This is a genomic window from Mycobacterium sp. E3247 (genome assembly GCF_001667785.1).
Lineage (GTDB): Bacteria > Actinomycetota > Actinomycetes > Mycobacteriales > Mycobacteriaceae > Mycobacterium.
Map to the genome: position 1 here is coordinate 42,606 of NZ_LZJG01000266.1, position 17,560 is coordinate 60,165.

At 63.2% G+C, this 17,560-nt stretch carries 20 protein-coding genes; 8 read left to right on the forward strand and 12 right to left on the reverse strand.

Features of this window, described 5'->3' with window-relative positions; translation table 11 throughout:
- Window position 1: 1 nt before the first annotated feature.
- From A9X04_RS31530 to A9X04_RS15000, 4 genes are all read right to left on the reverse strand, one after another.
- Window positions 2-193 carry a cytochrome P450 gene (locus A9X04_RS31530; protein WP_231984255.1) on the reverse strand — a complete coding sequence of 64 codons (192 nt, stop codon included), beginning with the start codon at window positions 191-193 and terminating at the stop codon, window positions 2-4.
- On the reverse strand, window positions 190-678 hold the full coding sequence (locus tag A9X04_RS31535) for a cytochrome P450 (RefSeq protein ID WP_231984256.1): 489 nt from the start codon (window positions 676-678) through the stop codon (window positions 190-192). Before A9X04_RS31535 ends, A9X04_RS31530 begins: the two co-directional genes overlap by 4 nt.
- 232 nt (window positions 679-910) lie before the next feature.
- Window positions 911-1,828 (reverse strand): alpha/beta fold hydrolase, encoded by a 918-nt coding sequence (locus A9X04_RS14995; protein ID WP_067921645.1) that lies wholly within the window; start codon window positions 1,826-1,828, stop codon window positions 911-913.
- The gene (locus A9X04_RS15000; protein WP_197509174.1) at window positions 1,825-2,496 is read right to left on the reverse strand and encodes a CoA pyrophosphatase; all 672 of its coding nucleotides are present in this window, start codon (window positions 2,494-2,496) and stop codon (window positions 1,825-1,827) included. Before A9X04_RS15000 ends, A9X04_RS14995 begins: the two co-directional genes overlap by 4 nt.
- A 186-nt stretch (window positions 2,497-2,682) precedes the next feature.
- Between A9X04_RS15000 and A9X04_RS31540 the strand changes: the two genes are divergently transcribed.
- Together A9X04_RS31540 and A9X04_RS15005 are read left to right on the forward strand one after the other, a co-directional pair.
- Window positions 2,683-3,024 (forward strand): hypothetical protein, encoded by a 342-nt coding sequence (locus tag A9X04_RS31540; RefSeq protein WP_231984257.1) that lies wholly within the window; start codon window positions 2,683-2,685, stop codon window positions 3,022-3,024.
- 75 nt (window positions 3,025-3,099) lie between these two features.
- Window positions 3,100-4,041 (forward strand): phenylacetate--CoA ligase family protein, encoded by a 942-nt coding sequence (locus A9X04_RS15005; RefSeq protein ID WP_231984258.1) that lies wholly within the window; start codon window positions 3,100-3,102, stop codon window positions 4,039-4,041.
- Window positions 4,042-4,432: 391 nt separating this feature from the next.
- On the opposite strand, the gene A9X04_RS15010 is transcribed toward A9X04_RS15005, so the two are convergent.
- Genes A9X04_RS15010 through A9X04_RS15025 form a run of 4 tightly spaced genes read right to left on the reverse strand, consistent with a single transcriptional unit; the run spans window position 4,433 to window position 8,337 of the window.
- Window positions 4,433-4,954, reverse strand: a complete 522-nt coding sequence (locus A9X04_RS15010) for a VOC family protein (RefSeq protein WP_067921650.1) — start codon at window positions 4,952-4,954, stop codon at window positions 4,433-4,435.
- A gap of 36 nt (window positions 4,955-4,990) precedes the next feature.
- Window positions 4,991-6,115: a DUF1214 domain-containing protein gene (locus A9X04_RS15015; protein WP_197509175.1), complete on the reverse strand. Its 1,125-nt coding sequence runs from the start codon at window positions 6,113-6,115 to the stop codon at window positions 4,991-4,993.
- A gap of 44 nt (window positions 6,116-6,159) precedes the next feature.
- The gene (locus tag A9X04_RS15020; RefSeq protein ID WP_067921654.1) at window positions 6,160-7,170 is read right to left on the reverse strand and encodes an alcohol dehydrogenase catalytic domain-containing protein; all 1,011 of its coding nucleotides are present in this window, start codon (window positions 7,168-7,170) and stop codon (window positions 6,160-6,162) included.
- Window positions 7,171-7,179: 9 nt separating this feature from the next.
- Window positions 7,180-8,337 carry a sulfotransferase gene (locus tag A9X04_RS15025; protein ID WP_067921656.1) on the reverse strand — a complete coding sequence of 386 codons (1,158 nt, stop codon included), beginning with the start codon at window positions 8,335-8,337 and terminating at the stop codon, window positions 7,180-7,182.
- Window positions 8,338-8,522: 185 nt separating this feature from the next.
- On the opposite strand from A9X04_RS15025, the gene A9X04_RS15030 reads away from it, so the two are divergent.
- The 4 genes from A9X04_RS15030 (at window position 8,523) to A9X04_RS15050 (ending at window position 11,258) form a co-directional block, all read left to right on the forward strand.
- Window positions 8,523-9,215 (forward strand): FadR/GntR family transcriptional regulator, encoded by a 693-nt coding sequence (locus tag A9X04_RS15030; protein WP_067921661.1) that lies wholly within the window; start codon window positions 8,523-8,525, stop codon window positions 9,213-9,215.
- Between the two features lie 422 nt (window positions 9,216-9,637).
- Window positions 9,638-10,369 carry a hypothetical protein gene (locus A9X04_RS15040; protein WP_156764362.1) on the forward strand — a complete coding sequence of 244 codons (732 nt, stop codon included), beginning with the start codon at window positions 9,638-9,640 and terminating at the stop codon, window positions 10,367-10,369.
- A gap of 116 nt (window positions 10,370-10,485) precedes the next feature.
- Entirely contained in the window at window positions 10,486-10,989 is a 504-nt protein-coding gene (locus A9X04_RS15045; RefSeq protein WP_082962517.1) for a cytochrome c oxidase subunit 3, read from the forward strand.
- A 2-nt stretch (window positions 10,990-10,991) separates the two neighbouring features.
- Window positions 10,992-11,258, forward strand: a complete 267-nt coding sequence (locus tag A9X04_RS15050) for a cytochrome C oxidase subunit IV family protein (protein WP_174814303.1) — start codon at window positions 10,992-10,994, stop codon at window positions 11,256-11,258.
- Here the strand turns inward: A9X04_RS15050 and A9X04_RS15055 are convergent, their stop codons facing one another.
- From A9X04_RS15055 to A9X04_RS15065, 3 genes are all read right to left on the reverse strand, one after another.
- Window positions 11,259-12,410, reverse strand: a complete 1,152-nt coding sequence (locus A9X04_RS15055) for a thiolase family protein (RefSeq protein ID WP_067921670.1) — start codon at window positions 12,408-12,410, stop codon at window positions 11,259-11,261.
- Window positions 12,407-12,856, reverse strand: a complete 450-nt coding sequence (locus A9X04_RS15060; RefSeq protein WP_369828962.1) for a Zn-ribbon domain-containing OB-fold protein — start codon at window positions 12,854-12,856, stop codon at window positions 12,407-12,409. The genes A9X04_RS15055 and A9X04_RS15060 overlap by 4 nt, the downstream gene beginning before the upstream one ends.
- Window positions 12,857-12,939: 83 nt before the next feature.
- Window positions 12,940-13,863: an alpha/beta hydrolase gene (locus A9X04_RS15065; protein WP_231985733.1), complete on the reverse strand. Its 924-nt coding sequence runs from the start codon at window positions 13,861-13,863 to the stop codon at window positions 12,940-12,942.
- Window positions 13,864-14,204: 341 nt separating this feature from the next.
- Here A9X04_RS15065 and A9X04_RS15070 point away from each other — a divergent pair, with 341 nt between their 5' ends.
- Both A9X04_RS15070 and A9X04_RS15075 read left to right on the forward strand, forming a co-directional pair.
- Entirely contained in the window at window positions 14,205-15,674 is a 1,470-nt protein-coding gene (locus A9X04_RS15070; RefSeq protein ID WP_067921678.1) for an aldehyde dehydrogenase family protein, read from the forward strand.
- 22 nt (window positions 15,675-15,696) lie between these two features.
- Complete coding sequence (locus tag A9X04_RS15075) at window positions 15,697-16,587, forward strand: SDR family NAD(P)-dependent oxidoreductase (RefSeq protein WP_067921681.1); 891 nt, start codon at window positions 15,697-15,699, stop codon at window positions 16,585-16,587.
- Window positions 16,588-16,639: 52 nt separating this feature from the next.
- Here A9X04_RS15075 and A9X04_RS15080 read toward each other — a convergent pair whose 3' ends face one another.
- Window positions 16,640-17,503, reverse strand: a complete 864-nt coding sequence (locus A9X04_RS15080) for a thiolase family protein (RefSeq protein WP_231985734.1) — start codon at window positions 17,501-17,503, stop codon at window positions 16,640-16,642.
- Window positions 17,504-17,560: the final 57 nt, after the last annotated feature.

The following is a 17,560-nucleotide window of genomic DNA, read 5'->3' on the forward strand; positions in this document are numbered from 1 at the left end:
TTCAGCAGGTCGGTTCCTCGATCGGTTTGCCGTCGACCTCCGACCGCAACAGCACCGCGATGACGTCATCCTTCCGATCGGTCTCATTACGGCGCTTGGCGAGGAACTTGAGGAAGTACTCGATCAGCTTGCCGCCTGCCACAGCGACATTGGCTTCAATCTCTTCGACGGTATCGCCCTCGGGATGGATCACACCCTGTTTGAACTCCAGAAGAAGTCGAGGTGCTCGACGGGTGCCCCGACCAGTCGCAGAAAGGTCAGCGACGGAAGGGGCACACAGTATTCATCGTGCAATTCGGCTTCGCCGCGGGAGGCGAACTTGTCAATCAGTTCGCCCGAGAGCTGCCGGATCTGTTTCTCTAGAGGGGCCATCTGCTTGGGCCCGAAAATCGGGTCGAGCAACCGCCGCCACTTCTTGTGGTCCTCGCCGTCGATCTCGAGCGGGATCAACTTTTTGTCTTCGCCGAAGCTGCCACCCTGGCCGCCATTGCCGAGGATCGAGGGGTGACGGTTGATCTTGATGATGTCATCGTGCCGGTACAAGTTCCAAACCCCGTTGGACCGTTCCGCGCGCACTCTGCCAGCCTTCTCGCCGTACAACGCTTGCGGACTCGACATCGCCTTGACGTGCTGTGTCAAGGGGGACAGTCGCTGATCGAACTTCGTGGCTTGGTCCATCGGCCCCTCTCCTTCAGGCTGGCCGAGCGCGAGCTGCCAGTCTGACCTTACACCGTGACGTGATGCGCAGCCGTAGTAAATAGCGGAATCTGGCCCGTGCCGCGGTGCGCCGGGTAATCGTGCCGTCGTGAAAATCGGTACCGTCCCAACAGAAATGCGAAACCAAGGTCGATCGTGCCCTTCATGCCGCACGAGCCGACGATGAACCCAACCCGCCTCGACCCTGGGCTGACTATTCGAGAAGCTCGTCGGCGAAGATGAAGGACCGCAGAAACCGGGCAAGCGCGACGGGTTGGTCACTCTGCACCGAATGTCCCGCTGCGGGAATGGTGGTAATGACGGCTTCGGGTCGTCGGCGCCGGAACTCATCACGATCGGCATCGGCTACGAACACAGAATTTCCGCCAACGACTAGCGCGATAGGCGGAATCGCCGCCGACACATCCCGCCATAGGGCGGAAAAGTCTGGTGATCCAGTACCTTCGGGATCGAGGTCGTCGTAGCGCCAGGTCCACTTGCCGTCAACTAGGGCCTTGGCATTGTGCAGAACACCGCGGCGGATGCTTGACACGCTCCGATGCGGTGCGCTGGCCGCGGTGGCGGCGATCATGTCCTCAGCGGTGTCGTAGACTCGCGGCCCGGATATCAGCGCAGTGGTTCCGCGCTGCTCGCGGGTCATCGATGTTTGCCGCTCGAATACCGACGGGGTCACGTCGATCACGACAGCACGCCGAACCAGTTCCGGGTGCGCCGCGGCCAGTCTGATGGTCGTCAGTCCGCCGAGCGACATACCCACCACGCCAGCGGAATTGGGGGCATGGATCCGTATTGCGTGCGCCGCGGCTTCGGCGTTACGCACCGGCCAATAATCGTGGTCGGCGCGCCAATCGGAATGGCCGTGACCGGGCAGATCGATCGCCAACGCGGATATCCCCAGCGCGACGACAACCGTGTCCCAGGTATGCGCATTCTGCCCGCCGCCGTGCAGGAACACGATCTGCGGATCGTCACCCCACTTGATGGCACTAAGCGACGTCTTGTCCGCCAGGGTGCAGCTCACGCGCATGCAATTTGGCAGAGGCCCGGACACGCCCGCTTCGGCCGCATTCTCGGCTAGCAGTGCGAACTCGTCGTACTGGCCCTGCGTCATCGCGTCTCCTTCTGTCGTGTCATCCGTCCGGACGCGCAGATCTCCAGCAGCTCGCGCAGCAACATGCCGGTGGTGCCCCACGCGTGCGTGCCGTCAACCTCGAAGTAATCCATCACGAACTGCGGACTGCCCCGCCAGGGCCTTCGCGACCATGCTCCCTCGGCAATAAGCTCTGACACCGGCTTGACCAACACATACTGGACCTCCCGGCAGCGATGCGCCGGATCGGGCAGTCGACTCAACGTCCCGACGTAGGGCCAGATGTTCATCCCGTCGATGGTGGGATGGTTGCTAAGCGCTGCCACGATCATCACCGTGTCGGGTGCGATGCCGGTCTCCTCTGCCGCTTCGCGAAGCGCCGCGGCCCGACGCCCTTCCCCGGGATCCACACTGCCGCCGGGAAACGCGATATCTCCACGGTGCGTTCCGATGTCGTCGGCGCGCTTGATCAAGATCACCCGCAGCCCCGCATCGGCTTCTTCGTGCACAGCAATCAGGACTGATGCGTCCCGAGAAAGATCCACCAGTGGTTGATAGATCGTCCTGGGCGGATGGATGCGAAGTCCCGCCCGCAGGTCGGCCAACCAGAATCGCCGGTCAGTCGGGCATTCACGCAGCCACTCCTCGAGCAGCTTGGTTCCTGGACCGAGATTGCCGAACCCTATCAATGCGATCCACCTCCGTGCAGCTGTCTAAGCCCCTGGACAAGCCAGCGGCTTAGACCGCCAACAACCTTGCGATCAAGCAAATTATCTACCAGAATACCGTGTGTCCCAGTTCGCACCGACCGCCAGGTATGAGCCTTGCCCGATTTCTGCGCATCCGCAACGTCGACGACGACGAAGAGGAGAACGGTGGCCAGACAACTCGTGAGCCCTACCGCGTCCGATAGCGCGGAATCTCGAACCGAGAGCGCGGACCGGTACTTCTACGAGCCCGAGATCGAGACCGCAAGCCGAGGCGAGATCAGCGACTGGCAGGACCGTCGCGTACTCGAGCTGATCCCCTACCTGTGGGAGCGGTCCGGCTTTTATCGTGACCTGTGGTCCACGGCGGGCGTCACTCCGGACGACATCACCTCGCTCGATGACTTCTATGCCAAAATTCCGATGTTCCGCAAGGCCGATCTCAAGGCTACCGGGAGCGCACAGGCGATCCCTTCGCAGACGTCCTTTGCGTGGACCCCACTGAGCTGACATCGATTGGCTCGACCTCGGGCACCACCTCGCTGCCTGAATTTTCTTCCCGAAATCTGGGATGCGACTTGGCCCATGCCCATCTCCTCGGCGAAGGCGCTGTGGGAGATGGGATTGCGACCCGGAGACCGCGCATTGGTTGCCGCTGGGTCCTTCCGCGGGTACTGGGACCAGTACTACCACTTGCTGGGAATCACGCCGGTCTATATCGACGGTTGGATCGGCGAGGGCGAGCGCATTCTCAACGCCATCAAGCGCCACCAAGTCCACTACTTCCAGATGATCATGTCCACGTTGATGGAGTTCGAGGCGCTCGAGGCCAAGTACGACATACGAGACATGCTCTCGTCGTTGAAAGGTGCCGCGTTCGCCGGCCAGCCGATGAGCGCGACGTTGGCACGCAAAGTGCACGAGGAGTGGGGCGTCAAGCTGTTCATCTGGACGAGTGCGGGCGACACCGGAGCCGCTTGGCAAGATATCGAATGCGACGGTTACTTCCTGCAGGAGGACACTATCCTGTCCGAGGTCGTCGACCCGGTGACCGGCGGGCCGGTCTGCGACGGTGAAGCCGGTGAGCTCGTTGCGACCGACCTGGACAACAACGCGGCGCCCTACGTCCGATTCCGCTCCGAAGATCTGGTGAGAGTCACGCGCCGGCCCGCGGACAGCGGCCGCACCCACACCCGAATCTGGGTGCTCGGCCGGGCCGGCGACGAGATTCGAATCGGTGGGAAGTCGTTCGTGGTCAATGACATCTGGGGTCTCGTGGAATCCCTGCCCGAGTGCGGCGACGCGCTGTTCCAGATCATCAAGTACGCGCCCGAAATGGACGAGTTGCGGATCAGGATCGGCTACACACCGGAGAAGACCGCCGATCTCGCTGAGCTGCAGTCCCGCGCGACCGTCATTCTGGAGGAAGAACTGGGCGTGAAGTCCGTCGTCGAACTCATGACGGTTGACGCCATCCTGAAGACATCGTCGAGTGTCGCGAAGTTCCCGCGCACGGTGAAGGCATGAGAGGTCAGCGATGAGCAGAGCGACAATGGCCACGGCGTCCGCGGCGCCACCTCGATCCGACCTGTACGGCATCGGGTCGTGCAAGGTAGGCACTGAGATCCACGACTTCGAAACCGGCTGGCGCCCTGGCCATCGGGGTGCCCCGGGTTGGCGCGGTGGTTAATTCTGCCGAGTGGAACGTCGAGACCGTCGACGGAAGCAGTTCGTGGTGTCGACCGCAGCCGAACGTCGGGCACGATTTGTCGAGGTGGAGATCGACGTTCCGTGGGCGCGCGGGTAAACGGGTCGACTTGGGCACGGTGGTCGAGTTCGACCTTTGATCAGCGGCGGGAGCCCAAACGCCAGGCCGGTGATCCGACCGGTGCTGGACCCCCACCGCCGGATCGCCCAATCAGTTACGTGGGATCTGCTCGAGGAAAGCCATCATCTCCGGTGCGTACCAGATGTGTTCTATGTAGTGGCCCAATGTGTTTCGGTGGTCGGTGTAGAAGTAGCGAACCAAACCGCCTGCAGACGAGCCCGCCATGGCGATCGGAATGCCAAGCCGTCGCGCATCGCCCTCAGCAGACTCCAGTTCGTCGGCATCACCGAACAATTGGGCGACATGGTGAAACCGGACTCCGGAGCCGTCATCGGGTAGCGCTGCTCGGTAGATGGCATCGTCTCCGCTCAGCGGTTCGATGAGTTCCAGTTGCATCGGGCCTACGTATGCAAGCGCGATGTTGTTGTGACAGCTGCGTCCCGGTGCGGTTTCCACTTCCATCCCGGGCATGGGCATCCAGTTCGCGACACCGTAGTCAGCGCCGAAACGGCGCATGGCTTCATCTAAATCCGTTGTCACATAGGCTATTTGCAAGAATCTCCGAAAGGGTGCGAACGTTGGGAACGTCGCTGCTGGTGACGATTCGGTCATTGCCCTTTACCTCATATCTCGGTCGATGAGTAATCTTCACCAGCGGCGGCGCAGTTGCGCTCCGGTTCGACGAAGCTGCAATGCTTCTGCACGCGCTGCGTGGGTGACTTTGGGGGTGTCTGCCGGTAGGTGGGTCGAGAGTTCCGAGAGCGCGACCTTTTTGACCGTCGGTACCGGGTGGGAACTGCACCGGTACCACCGGCCGATCATCATGCCCCGCAAACCACCGCCGGTGTCCAGCCAGTTCGGGACGCCTGGGTCCTGCGGGCAGAGCACCGCGCGGAACTTGCCGTCGGAGCTGAGCTGTGCCTGAAATCCGTTGATGCTGCTGTGCCGGTGCAGGATATCGACCTGGTTCCACAAAGCGTCGATCACCTGGACATTCCAGTAGGTGTGCTCGTCGGGCAGGTCCGTCTCGAGTACCAGCGCCTCACCGGGCTCCAGGTCGTAGAGGCATTCCCAATACGCCTGCGGCCAGTCTTCGCCGTTGCCAAGTCCGTCGAATGACTGCAGATGGACGTGTTCTGCGTCCTGGCGTGCGCGTAACGCGCTCATATAGCCCAGGCATACCCGGGACAACCCACGCACATACTGGCCGAACAACGCACGCAGTCGATTATCGACTTCGACGGCGCTCATCGGCGGTCGCAGGTAGTCGATGTCGAGGCGTTCAATGGCCAGTCGACCATCCACCTCATTGACCCAGTCGTACGAGAATTGCCGCACGATCACCAATTGCGTCGACGGGTTGAGGTACCGCCAGTCGCCCCCGTAACCCTCCGGACGCTCGGCGCTCAGGATCACCTCGAAGTTTCCATCGGCATCGAGGGCCAAGGCATCGGCGTCGTAGTTGTCATAGCCCGGTCCGGGTGGCTCGGACATACCGAAGAGGTTCGCCCCGGTGGCGAAGCCCATCACAGGTACCGTTCCGCGGCGGCCGGTGATGCGGTAAACGCCAGCGCCGTCAATCGCCGAATAGTGGTATACAGCGTCAGGATTGGGCTGGGCTAAGAACGCCGAGTTCTCGAACGGCACAAAATCCGGGTAGTTCGGATCGGCGACGAAGTATAAGAAGTACCCCTGGGACAGGCTCATGGCGAACTGGCGATATAGCGCCGCCCGCAGCTGCTCGTCGCCACTGTCCCACAGCTGTGATTCCACCTCCACCGCGTCCTTGGCGAGGTCGAGATACTCGTCCCAGTCGGCTAGGCCCACGGATTCACCATGACCTTGCACTGGTCACTGCCGCTGCGCAGCTCCTCGAAGCGGGTGGGCAGCTCGTCGTAGTTCCAGGTGTCACTGATCATCGACCGTGGTTCGACGTGTCCCGCATCGAACGAGTCGGCGACAACCTGGAATTCGCCCACGGAGTAAATGTTCGATCCCTGGATGCGCACCTGCTTGAACATGGCCTGCGCCGGGAAGATGGTATCGGGCACCATGCAGTTGCCCAGCACGATGACAGTGCCTCGGGGGCGCACGATATTGATCGCCATGGCCAATACTCCTGGCACGCCTGCGCATTCGAAGATCACGTCGGGCGGGCCGCCGAGACCTTCGGTGACAGCCGCGTCGAGGTTCTCGTCGGTCAGCGCGAACGTGTCGGCGCCCATCTCGATGGCGTACGGTTCGCCTCGCCTGGACCGGGCGGCGACCACGATTTTGCCGGCGCCCAGGCGCTTGGCCCAGTATGTCGAAGCGATCCCGATCGGACCCGCGCCGATCACTAGCACCTTGGCTCCCGGGCTCAGCTGCGCCAGTGTCGCGCCGTGCAAGCCCACGGCCATTGGCTCCACCAGCGCACCGTCCTCCAGCGACATCGAGGCGGGCAGCCTAATGGCGGCAGTGGCCTTGGCAATCGCATACTGACCGTAGCCGCCCGCCGATCCAATAAATCCGGCGCTACACACCGCCGGGTCACCGGCCTTGCAGCTCGCGCAGTTGCCGCAGCCTGTCACTGGCAGGGCCGCGACGATATCGCCTTCGTTGAAGCCGTCGGTGTCGGCTCCTTTGGCGACAACTTCGCCGGCGAACTCGTGACCGAGAACCATGCCCTCGGGAAACGTCTCACCCTCACCCGACGTCATGTGCAGGTCCGTTCCGCAGATTCCGCACCGGCCGATCTCGAGGACCAGTCGGCCGGCCTCGGGTACCGGATCCGGCATCGTTTCGATGGTCAGCGGTTTACCAACGCCATTGAAGACGGGAGCCTTCATCGTTTCTCCTTACAGCGCGTAGGTGGTGATGTAGTCGGCGAACCGCTCACGCAGCGCGGCAGCGGACAGTCCGTAACGTGCGGGATCTGCGTCGGCGCCCCGGCGACGTTCCTCCGGCTGCTCGTAGAGCCACGTGCGCATAGTGGTCTCGACATCTGCAGGCAAACTCAGGCCGAGCTTGGAATAGACGCTGTCGATGGTGGCGATTGGATCAGCCCGGAAGTCAGCGTGCCGCACGTCGTGGAAGTTGCCTGGGTGACGCCGCCGAGCCCGCTCGGTGCGATCGACCGCCGACCGCCACTTGTCGACCTCGGGGGGGCCGATCTCCTCGGGGCGGACGTTCTCGCCGAGGTACATCGACTGCGGCATCTCCAGCACTCGGCACACCGAGGGCATCGCTTTGGCCGGATCGCGGTGGGTCTGGACCACGAGCGCATCTGGGAAGAGCGCCAACAGGTCGTCGATGCCCCAGATGTGGCCGGGGTTCTTAAGCAGCCAGCGGCGGTCCTGATCGTCGAGGCCGATCAGTCGCAAGACGTCTGCGTAGCGCTGGTAGGACGTGGTCTCGCTTTCTTCGCGCCACCAGTGCAGGTAGGCAGGAACCGCAAGCTGCGAGGGAAAGGTGTTGCTGACAAAGTCCTGCTGCAACACCTCGAGGCACTCATCGACGCTGTCGGCGGTCATCTCGTGAGCGTCGGCAAAGCCGGGCATGGCCGCCAAAAATTCCTCCAGCCCGGCAACGCAAGCGTTGAATTCGGCTTTCTGCGACCAGTTTTGGCGCGGTGGTCGAGGCATTGGAGTAATGGCCAACCAGCGTTCGACGCCTTGGAATTGCGGGTCGAGTGCCAGCAGCTTGTGCAGCGCGGTGGTGCCGGTGCGTGGAATCCCAGTGATCACCAGCGGACGTTCGATCCGCACGTCTCGGTACCCGGGGTTGCGGCGCCAACCTTCCTGGGTGTAGAGGCGACGGACCAGGACCCCGGTGAGCATTCCGAACAGAGCTTCTCGGCGGGGGCCTGCCACACGTCCGTCCTGATCGAGCGCGGTCAGCAGCTGATGCAAGCCTTCGTGGTAGGTCGGAGGGCCGAAATCATCGAGCCCAGTGGCCGCCGCTGCCGCTTGATGCAGCGGTTCGAAGGCTTCGGTGAACTTCTCGGGAACGGCCATGCCTCACTCCGTATGGTCGGCGGACGGCTGAATTCGTCGCAGAGAGACTGTGGCGCAGGACCAGGTGCACCCTGGTTTGTGATGAGCACCACTCACTAAAGAGGACAATAAGGTACCTTTTTTCAGTCGTCAAGCGTGCGGCCGGTCACTCGGACTGTGTCCGGCCACCCTGGTAGAACAGCTAAGTGAGGTTGACAGCGGCGAGGCTGGCCAGGGCGATCGAAGACGGCATCGTCGCGCGCGGCTGGCCCGTCGGTGAAGTGATCGGCTCCGAGGAACAGCTGCTGGCGCACTATGGCGTCGGGCGCAATGTGTTGCGTGAAGCGATGCGGATCTTGGAGACCCACGGGGTGGCGCGGCGCCGCCAAGGTCCGGGTGGCGGCTTGGTCGTCGTGGCGCCAGACGCGGAGGGGGTCGTCGAATCGGCACGAATGTTTTTGAACTATCGGCACACCCGGCTCAGTCACCTGTACGACACGTGGATCGCACTGGAGTCACTCGCCTTGACGACGGTGGCGCAGATGGACCGGCGGCCGCTCGACGGACTACGGGACGTCATCACACGCACCCGACAGTGGGATGAACAGACTGGAGCGCTGACCGCAGGACGTCCAAACGTACACGTCGAAATCGCCCGGATGACGGGCAACCCGATGCTTGAGCTCTGTCTGGCAACACTTTTCGCGATCGCAACCGATGCGGGCGCGCGGCGCATGCCCGCGCCCGCGGCCGCCCGAATGCGGGCGGTGGACGTCGCTCTGGTCAATGCACTGGACCGCGGAGACGCCGAAGAAGCCCAGCAGCATCTGCGGCGGCTGGTCGAGATGCTGGCGCAGTACAACCAAGGGGACGACCCCAGAGTCGGCGCGCGCGGGTAAGGCGGCACTGCTACGTGATGCAGGGGAAGCCGGATTGAGGAAGCGGTCAGCTGCCCCGCGGCCGACTGCCCGCATGAACACGGCTCCGCAGTTGGGGTAAGCGGCTGTCAATGGATGCAGGTCTTAAAATCGCTAAATCAACTAGACGTTGAGCGGTGGATACGCCGCAGTTACCGGTCCGGCCGATTTGGCAGAAGAGCCTGAACATCCACTACCTGGGCGCGGGATCGTCACTAATCGCGCGCCTGATGTGGTCGGAGCCCCCGCGGATAGCTAACGGGATTAGTGAGTTTCGCATTCGGTTTGATCGGCAGCCGTTGGCTCCGCACGTCCAGTACATAAATCTCTAAATGATTGACTAGTTTCCGAAGCCTCGGTTAACGTGAGGAACATCCCATCCCGCACGCATGGTAGGAATCACGATGCATGTCAAGGTTGAGAAGGGTGCCGCCTGGCTGGGACTGGCCATGCTTGGAGCATTCTTCGTAATTTTCTGGGGCATCGCCGGGCTGATACCGCCAATGGACCCCGGCGCGAGCGCCGAACAAATCGCCAAGGTCTACTCCGAGCACCACCTTCGCCTCAGCATCGGCCTGACAATGATGATCCTCCTGGCGTTTCTCTTCGCGCCCTTCTTTGCGCTGCTGTCAAGGCAGGTTCGACGCATCGAGGGCTACTGGGGCGTCATGTCGCTCACTCAGATCTTGCTCAGCGCGACGTTCCCTTTCGGGTTCGCGCTTTGTTCGATCTTTGCCGTCGCCGCCGCATACCGCCCCGGACGCCATCCCGACGTTACCCAGGCGCTCAATGACATCTTCTGGTTCATGTTCGTCGGACTCGTTGGTCCGCTCATCACCCAGGTGGTGATTCTTGCCTTCGCCGTGTTCATCGACAAACGCGACGTGCCAAGCTTTCCGCGTTGGTTCGGATACTTCAACATCTGGTATGCGGTGCTCGGGATACCTAGCTGCGCCATCTTTCTGTTCAAGAACGGACCGCTGGCTTGGAACGGGATATTCGCGTTCTGGATCCCGTTGACGGTGTTCTCTATCTGGATGGTCGTCTTGACGGTGATGCTCGTCAAAGCAGTGGATGTCGAAGCCGCCGAACGCACGGCGCGCACCGCAGAGCGGGCCCGGGAACCCGCCGCGTGAGCCAGACGGCAATTGGCCCCGGCGCCACGGCGGGCGGGGTCGCGCCGCTTGCGGCCCGAAAGCGTGATCGTCGCATCCCGGGTGAAGAAGGCACTTGGGTCTTCCTGTTCGGCGACATGCTCGTGTTCGGAGTATCTTTCGCGAGCTTTATGTACGAACGCAGCCGAGCGCCGGAAACGTTCGACCAATCACGCCAGACCCTGAGCACCACCATCGGCCTGATCAACACGCTTGTCCTGTTGACGAGCTCACTGTTCGTCGTGACGGCGATCCGGGCGATCCGCTCATCGGAGAGATTCACCGCCAGGTTGCTGTTGGTCGGGGCGACTATGTGCGGACTGGCGTTCGTCGGGCTCAAAGCGGTCGAATACACCATGAAGGTCAGCGAGGGGCACACACCGGGCCAAAACGACTTTTACCTTTACTACTTCATCCTGACCGGATTGCACCTGTTCCACGTTTTGATCGGCATCACCGTTCTGCTGCTCTTGCTGGCGCAAGCGGGCCGGACCGATTTCGGCACAAAGAGAATGGCCATGGTTGAAGGCGGCGCGTGCTTCTGGCATCTCGTCGACCTGCTGTGGATAGTGCTGTTCCCGCTTCTCTACCTGGTGAGCTGACGATGCCGCTTTCACTCCTGCGCGCCCGTTCCACGCCAGTGTGGCTGGCCCTCATCCTCGTTACGATTCTGTCGTGGATGCTCGGTGCCAAACACGAGACCGGCTCGGCCATTGCAATTTTGGTTCTCGGCCTCGCCATAGTCAAGGTTCGGTTCATCGGACTCGACTTTATGGAGCTGCGGGAAGCGCCGCTCATCCTGCGTGTGATGTTCGAGGGCTATTGCGTCGTCCTGTGGCTGGTCTTGTCCGGCATGTACCTGTGGTTGTGATCAGCGTGACAGGATCGACACCGCCGACGCGCCCGGTGCGCCGTAGAGGTGGGTGTAGCCCACCCGCGGATCGTTGGGCACCTGACGCTGGCCGGCCCGGCCCTGGAGTTGAAGCACGATCTCGTAGACCTGGCGAAGGCCCGATGCGCCGATGGGCTCGCCGTTGGCGATCAGCCCCCCATCCGTGTTGACGGGCAGGCGACCGCCGATCTCGGTGTCACCCTCGGAGATCCACTTCTCCTGCTCACCGTCGGCGCAAAAGCCGTTCTCGGCCATGTGAATCAGCTCCGATCCGGCGTCGGTGTCCTGCAGCTGCGCAACGTCGACGTCCTCGGGGCCGATTCCGGCCCGCTCGTATGCTGCGCGCGACGCATCCACCGTGGGGCTCGGGACTGAGTCGAGCGGCAGTGACGGGCTCTGCAATTCGAAGGCACCCTCGCGACGGGTACGGAGTTCCGCGGCACGCACGTACACCGGGGTAGGGGTGAACTCGTGTGCGATATCGGCACGGCACAGGACCAGCGCCGCGGCACCTTCGTCGGGGTTGCAATACATGTACTGCGTCAGTGGGTAATTCACCACCGGGGAATTCAGGATCTCCTCCACGGAGATCGCCTTGCGCCGCCATGCCTGGGGATTGATCGCCCCGTTGGAGAGGTTCTTAGCCGCGATACGCGCAAGCGACTCAACGGAGATCCCATGGTCGTGCATGTACTTGTTGATCTTGGTACCGAAGAAGTGCGTGGTGAGGAACAGGCCCGTCTGGCCATACCAGCTGGGCAGTCCCACCACCGACGGATCGGCGGCGAACGCTCCGCGCGGATGCTTGTCGAAGCCGATCGCCATCGCGACATCGGCCTCGCCGTGCCGGATCGCCTGCTCCGCCATCTGCAGCGACGTCCCGCCGGTCGCGCACCCGTTGAACACTCCACGCACGGGAATGCCCGTCAGGCCAAGCCAACTCACGATGGCATCGGGGTTGGACACCTCGTAGCTTCCTGCGTACGCCGCTCGGACACGAGTCCAGTCGGTGCCCGCATCTTCGAGGGCCAGCTTAGCCGCTTCCGCGCCCATCTCCAATGCGAGCTTGTCGCCGTAGCGGCCGAACGGATGTAAGCCCACACCGACGATTGCCACGTCCGTCACGGTCATTCCCCTTCCACGGGAGCGAATGCGTAAGTCAGTACTTCGGTCCCGTCGGGCCGCGTGGTGTATGGGACGACTACCAGTTCCATCGGCTGGCCGATGGACAGTTTCGCCGGGTCGGACTCGGTGAACCGAGCCTGGATGAGCAGCTGTCCGGGCAGTTCGACGTACCCGAGTGCATAAGGCTGAAATGTCTCCGCCGTGTCGTTGCCGTCGTACGGGGGAGCCGGAGGCCGGAACTGCTGGGTGGTGAACCCCCATAACGTGCCACGGCGCTTGAGCAGAACCTGCGCCTCCCCGGGCTTGGCCGGGAATGTCAAACGGCCGTCGTGTTCAGAGGCGATCAGCTGCGGCTCATCCGATGGCCATGTGAACAGGCCCTCCGCGACCGGCTGTTGATTCGCACCCAACGTTGCTCCCATCATTACCGCTTCACCGCGCCCGAAGCGCAACGAAGCGCCAAGTTTATTATCTAAATAATTTAGCTACGGATGTCGGCAGACGTCAACCCGGCGTCAACCGCCCGGCGGTCCCGTCATGCCAGGACCAAACTCCATGCGGCAAGCCGATCCCACAGCATCTTCCGCGTGGACGCGAAGTTGTGCATGTGGGCCATCCGGGGGGTGACGAAGATCGTGACATCAGAAGAGTTGCCGTAGGCGGCGGGCTCTTGGTGCGGCGCCGGGAGGACATCGCGTTCGCCGGCGCCTACGAACACAGGGCACTCGATTACCGCTGCATCCTCGGCGACGTAGCCCGGCGACAGCATCGCGATAGCACAACTGGGTAGCGTGGCACTCCCGAACGGCGGCGCCTCGGTCCGCAATGGATAGCCATGGCGGGTGTCGGCCTCCAAGATGTCGGCGGGAATGTCCGACCAGAAGAACGGATAGAGGAAGTCCGGGATGCGCGCAGCCGTGTCGGCCACGGACTGCGTGTGAGGATCGGCATCGCGTCGGCTGTCGCCGACCCGTTCAGCGACCTCGGCGGATACCGACTGCTCCGGGAAGGGTAGGACGGTGTGTACCGCGCTGAAGCCGAGCACAGCTATGGCGTCGTAAGCGCGGTGGCGAGCGGCCATGATGATCGTGATTGCGCCACCCATCGACTGGCCGACTCCGATGCGCCGCGCGATGCGAAACGGCGGATATCCCGCGACGGCGTGCCCGGATTCGAGTAGCTCCGCAATCCGCTTCACCGCGGCGTGGTTCGCCGCGGCAATGTCCTCGGCACGCAGATCGCCACACACCGCTGGGGTGCTCTGCCCCACCCCGAGGTGGTCGATCGCGACCAGGACCAGCCCACGCGACGCGTGGTGCTCGGCCTGGGAGTAGCCGCGATGTCCCGGAAAGTGCATGTCGTAGTAGCCGCGGCTGTATCCGCCGCCCGGCAGTGCGAACAGGACTGCGGCGCCATCGGCGACCGAATCCGCCGGCGGTAGGTACACGGTGGCCGCCACCGTCAGCCGACGGTCGATCTCGCAACTGCCGGACACATCCACGGCGAGATCATGCCGGATCGCGTTCGTGGTTGCGGTCTTTGGCATATTCGCACTCCCTGGTCTCCGGGTTACGTGTTGGCTCTGCGAAGTCTCGCATGGCCGGGCCGGGAGCGTTATTGATCTAAACAATCTATCTGACAAAACGACCTGCAACGGCTGTGCTTGACATCACGTTACAGCGTAAGATTTAGTTGCCGAAGGCGTAACCCTGAGCGCGGCGAACCTTGACGCGCGCGACCATCCGTTCCGCCGCGTGGAACGCGATCTCCGCGTAGATCCGAATAGAAAGGACTGCTCAGATGCCCGATGACTACGAGGGCCGACTCTTCATCGACGGAGAGTTCAGGGAAGCCCGCTCGGGAGAGCGCTATGACGTCTTTAACCCGGCCGACGAGTCCGTCGTCGGTACGGCTGCCGACGCGTCGGCAGACGACGTGGACGACGCGATCACCGCGGCGCGCCGAGCCGCCGACGAAACCGACTGGGGGACCAACCACGAGTTCCGGCGGCGCTGCCTCGAGCAGCTGCAACTCGGCCTGCGCAAGGAGAGTCAGGAACTCCGCGACGTCGTGACCGCCGAGGCCGGCGTGGTGAGCTCGGTGATCTACACGCACGTCGACTTCTGGATCGACGGCATGGATTACTTCAACGACCTCTGCACGTCCTTTCCGTGGGAAGAGGATCTACCGCCTTATGAGGTGATGGGCATGCCCAGCGCCCACCGGGTGCGGTACGAGCCGTACGGAGTCGTCGGCGCCATCACGCCGTGGAACGCACCGTTCATGACCGGCATCTGGAAGATGCACCACGCATTGGCCACGGGTAACACGGTCGTCCTGAAGAGCGCGCCCGACACGCCACTCACCGCAGCGCTGCTCGCCAAGGTCGCGGCAGAGACCACCGACATCCCGGCCGGCGTGATCAACACGCTCAGCGGCGCGGACAAGAGCCTCGTCGGGGATGCGATGACGGCCGATCAGCGTATCGACCTGTACCACTTCACCGGCTCGGCCGCGGTCGGCCAGCGCATCGCTGAGCGGGCCGCCAACGGTATCCGCCACACCGTCCTGGAACTCGGGGGCAAGTCCGCGAACATCGTCCTGCCCGACGCCAACCTCGACATGGCCTGCGGTATGGGCGTGGCGATGTGCATGTCCAGCAGTGGTCAGGGCTGTGCCCTCGGGACCAGGCTGGTGGTGCACGCCGACATCTACGACGAAGTGCTCGAGCGCCTCACCGCCCAGGTCGGCAACCTTCCCTGGGGCGACCCCAAGGACCCCGCCATTGTGGTGGGTCCGATCATCCGCTTGGAGCAGTTGGAGCGCATGGAGGGTCTGGTGAACCGCGCCGTCGAGGCCGGTGCCCGCGTGCTGTGCGGCGGAAAGCGCGGCGACCGCAACGGCAAGGGCTTCTGGTACGAGCCGACAGTGCTGGCCGACGTCGACGAGAACTCCGAGATCGCGCAGACCGAGGTCTTCGGCCCGGTTCTCAGCGTCATCCGCTACGAGGGCGACGACGATGAAGCTGTGCGGATCGCCAACAATTCACGGTACGGCCTATCGGGATACGTGCAATCCGGCGACGAGGAGCGCGCATGGACGGTAGCCCGCAAGCTCAAGGCCGGAACGGTGAACATCAACAACTCCTTCTACCTCGCTCCGGATGCACCCTTCAGTGGCTATGGCATCAGCGGCGACGGCGTCGAGCACGGTATCGCGGGATTCCGCGAGTACCTTCGCATCAAGACCATCGCCAGCCCGGTTCACTGAACTCATCTACTGAGGATTAGCAATGCGACTGCAAGACAAGGTAATTGCGATCACCGGCTCGGGTTCGGGACTGGGTCGCGAAGCCGCGCTGCTGTTCTCGGCCGAGGGCGCGCAGATCGTCACCAGCGACGTGGTAACCGGCAGGGCACAGCGGGTGGCGCAGGAGGTCATCGACGCCGGGGGCCAGGCAGTGTGGATCGACGCCGACGTGCGGGTCGAGGCGGACATGGAGCGTCTCGTCGCGACGACGGTCGAACGGTTCGGTCGGGTGGACGTGATGTGGGGCAATGCCGGGATCCCGGAGCCGGGGTTCGGCATGACGCCGTTGGCCGAGTCCGAACTCGTCGACTGGAACAACATCTTCGCAGTGAATGTGACCGGCATTTATCTCGCCTGGAAGCACGCGGCGAAGTGGATGATCGCCAACGGCCGAACCGGCACGCTTCTGGCGACCACCTCGGCCGCGGCGTTCACCGCGTACCCGGGATTCCCCATGTACGCGGCGTCAAAAGCGGCGGCGAATGGGCTGGTACGCGCCGCCGCGTTTGAGTTCGGGAAGTTCGGTATACGGGCTATCGGGTTCGCTCCGACGCACGGCATGTCCGTGAACTTCGCGTTGCCCCCGCATGCCGAGGTGCTCGGAAAGTCCTACGAGGAGATGTCGCCCTGGGATCCGGACAAGCGTGCGATGCCGCTTCGACTCAACCGCCCGCCAACGCTGCGGGACAACGCGAACGTGGCGCTCTTCCTCGCATCGGACGAGTCGGAGTACATGTCGGGACAGACCTTGCACTCGGCCGACGGCGGCCAATTCGCCCGCACGTCGATCATCTTCCCGACCGATACCGGGGCATCCGGCGACATCACGGCGGGCGCGATCCCCGACGACGTTCGCGAGCGGATCGACCGCTGAAAGCCTGACGATGGTGGCCCGCCGATCGTGATGTCGGCGGGCCATTTCGTCGTCAGCCGGTGTGCAGCATGAGGCCCTGAGCGTTGAAGAAGAACCCGCCCGCGGTGATCAGTGCACGCTTGGCGCCGTTGACCTGCCGCTCCCCCGCCCGACCCTGAAGCTGATGGACGGCTTCACGGATGTGACCGGACCCCTGCGTGGCGCCCTCTGAAAGCGAACCGCCGTGCGGGTTGACCGGAATCCGCCCATTGATGAGAACCCGGCCCTCGTCCGGCATCCAGTGCCGGCGCAGGAACGGCCCCGCCTCGCCTGGCCCGCACCACCCCGCGTTTTCGATCCAGTTCAGCGCGATCGGCGAGAAACCGTCGTACGGGAAGTAGACATCGATGTCGTCGATCCAGAAGTCGCCCTTGGCCTTTAGGGTTTCGATGACCACGGGTTGACCGTTCGCCCGCAGGCTCGCGGTCTGGTCCTCCTCGTTCGGCGAAACCTGCCCCAGCACAGCTGCATTGATGAGGACCGGCGGCAGCGGTAAGTCACGGGCGCGCTCGGTGGTGGTCACGATGAATGCGTCGGCGCCATCGACGGCGACGTCCATGTCGTACAGGCACAATGGGTCGCGGATCATTCGGGCATTGAGGTAGTCGTCCATCGACATCGGTTCACGCATCGCGGCGGCCGGGTTACGCATGGCATTAGCTCGGGCGTTGAGCGCAACGATGCCGAAATCTTGCCGCTTCGTGTGAAATTCGTAGATGTAGCGCGATGCCCACGCCGTGTAGCCGGCAGCCGCGGCGACCGTATCGGGCCCCGGGTGGGGATCCGAGAGTCCGGGCGTAGCGATACGTCGAAACGGATCCTTCAGCGCTCCGCCGGTGTTCCACGCGGCACGATAGGCCGCGTGATACACCAGCACCGTGTCACACAAACCGGCGTGGACGGCGGCCGCCGCCGTCGCAACGTGATCCACCAT

Excerpts from the sequence above, each read along its gene's own strand:
- A9X04_RS31535 (WP_231984256.1), bottom strand. The coding sequence starts at position 678 with ATGGACCAAGCCACGAAGTTCGATCAGCGACTGTCCCCCTTGACACAG.
- A9X04_RS14995 (WP_067921645.1), bottom strand. The coding sequence starts at position 1,828 with ATGACGCAGGGCCAGTACGACGAGTTCGCACTGCTAGCCGAGAATGCG.
- A9X04_RS15005 (WP_231984258.1), top strand. The coding sequence starts at position 3,100 with ATGCCCATCTCCTCGGCGAAGGCGCTGTGGGAGATGGGATTGCGACCC.
- A9X04_RS15010 (WP_067921650.1), bottom strand. The coding sequence starts at position 4,954 with ATGACCGAATCGTCACCAGCAGCGACGTTCCCAACGTTCGCACCCTTT.
- A9X04_RS15020 (WP_067921654.1), bottom strand. The coding sequence starts at position 7,170 with ATGAAGGCTCCCGTCTTCAATGGCGTTGGTAAACCGCTGACCATCGAA.
- A9X04_RS15025 (WP_067921656.1), bottom strand. The coding sequence starts at position 8,337 with ATGGCCGTTCCCGAGAAGTTCACCGAAGCCTTCGAACCGCTGCATCAA.
- A9X04_RS15040 (WP_156764362.1), top strand. The coding sequence starts at position 9,638 with ATGCATGTCAAGGTTGAGAAGGGTGCCGCCTGGCTGGGACTGGCCATG.
- A9X04_RS15045 (WP_082962517.1), top strand. The coding sequence starts at position 10,486 with ATGCTCGTGTTCGGAGTATCTTTCGCGAGCTTTATGTACGAACGCAGC.
- A9X04_RS15050 (WP_174814303.1), top strand. The coding sequence starts at position 10,992 with ATGCCGCTTTCACTCCTGCGCGCCCGTTCCACGCCAGTGTGGCTGGCC.
- A9X04_RS15055 (WP_067921670.1), bottom strand. The coding sequence starts at position 12,410 with ATGACCGTGACGGACGTGGCAATCGTCGGTGTGGGCTTACATCCGTTC.
- A9X04_RS15070 (WP_067921678.1), top strand. The coding sequence starts at position 14,205 with ATGCCCGATGACTACGAGGGCCGACTCTTCATCGACGGAGAGTTCAGG.
- A9X04_RS15075 (WP_067921681.1), top strand. The coding sequence starts at position 15,697 with ATGCGACTGCAAGACAAGGTAATTGCGATCACCGGCTCGGGTTCGGGA.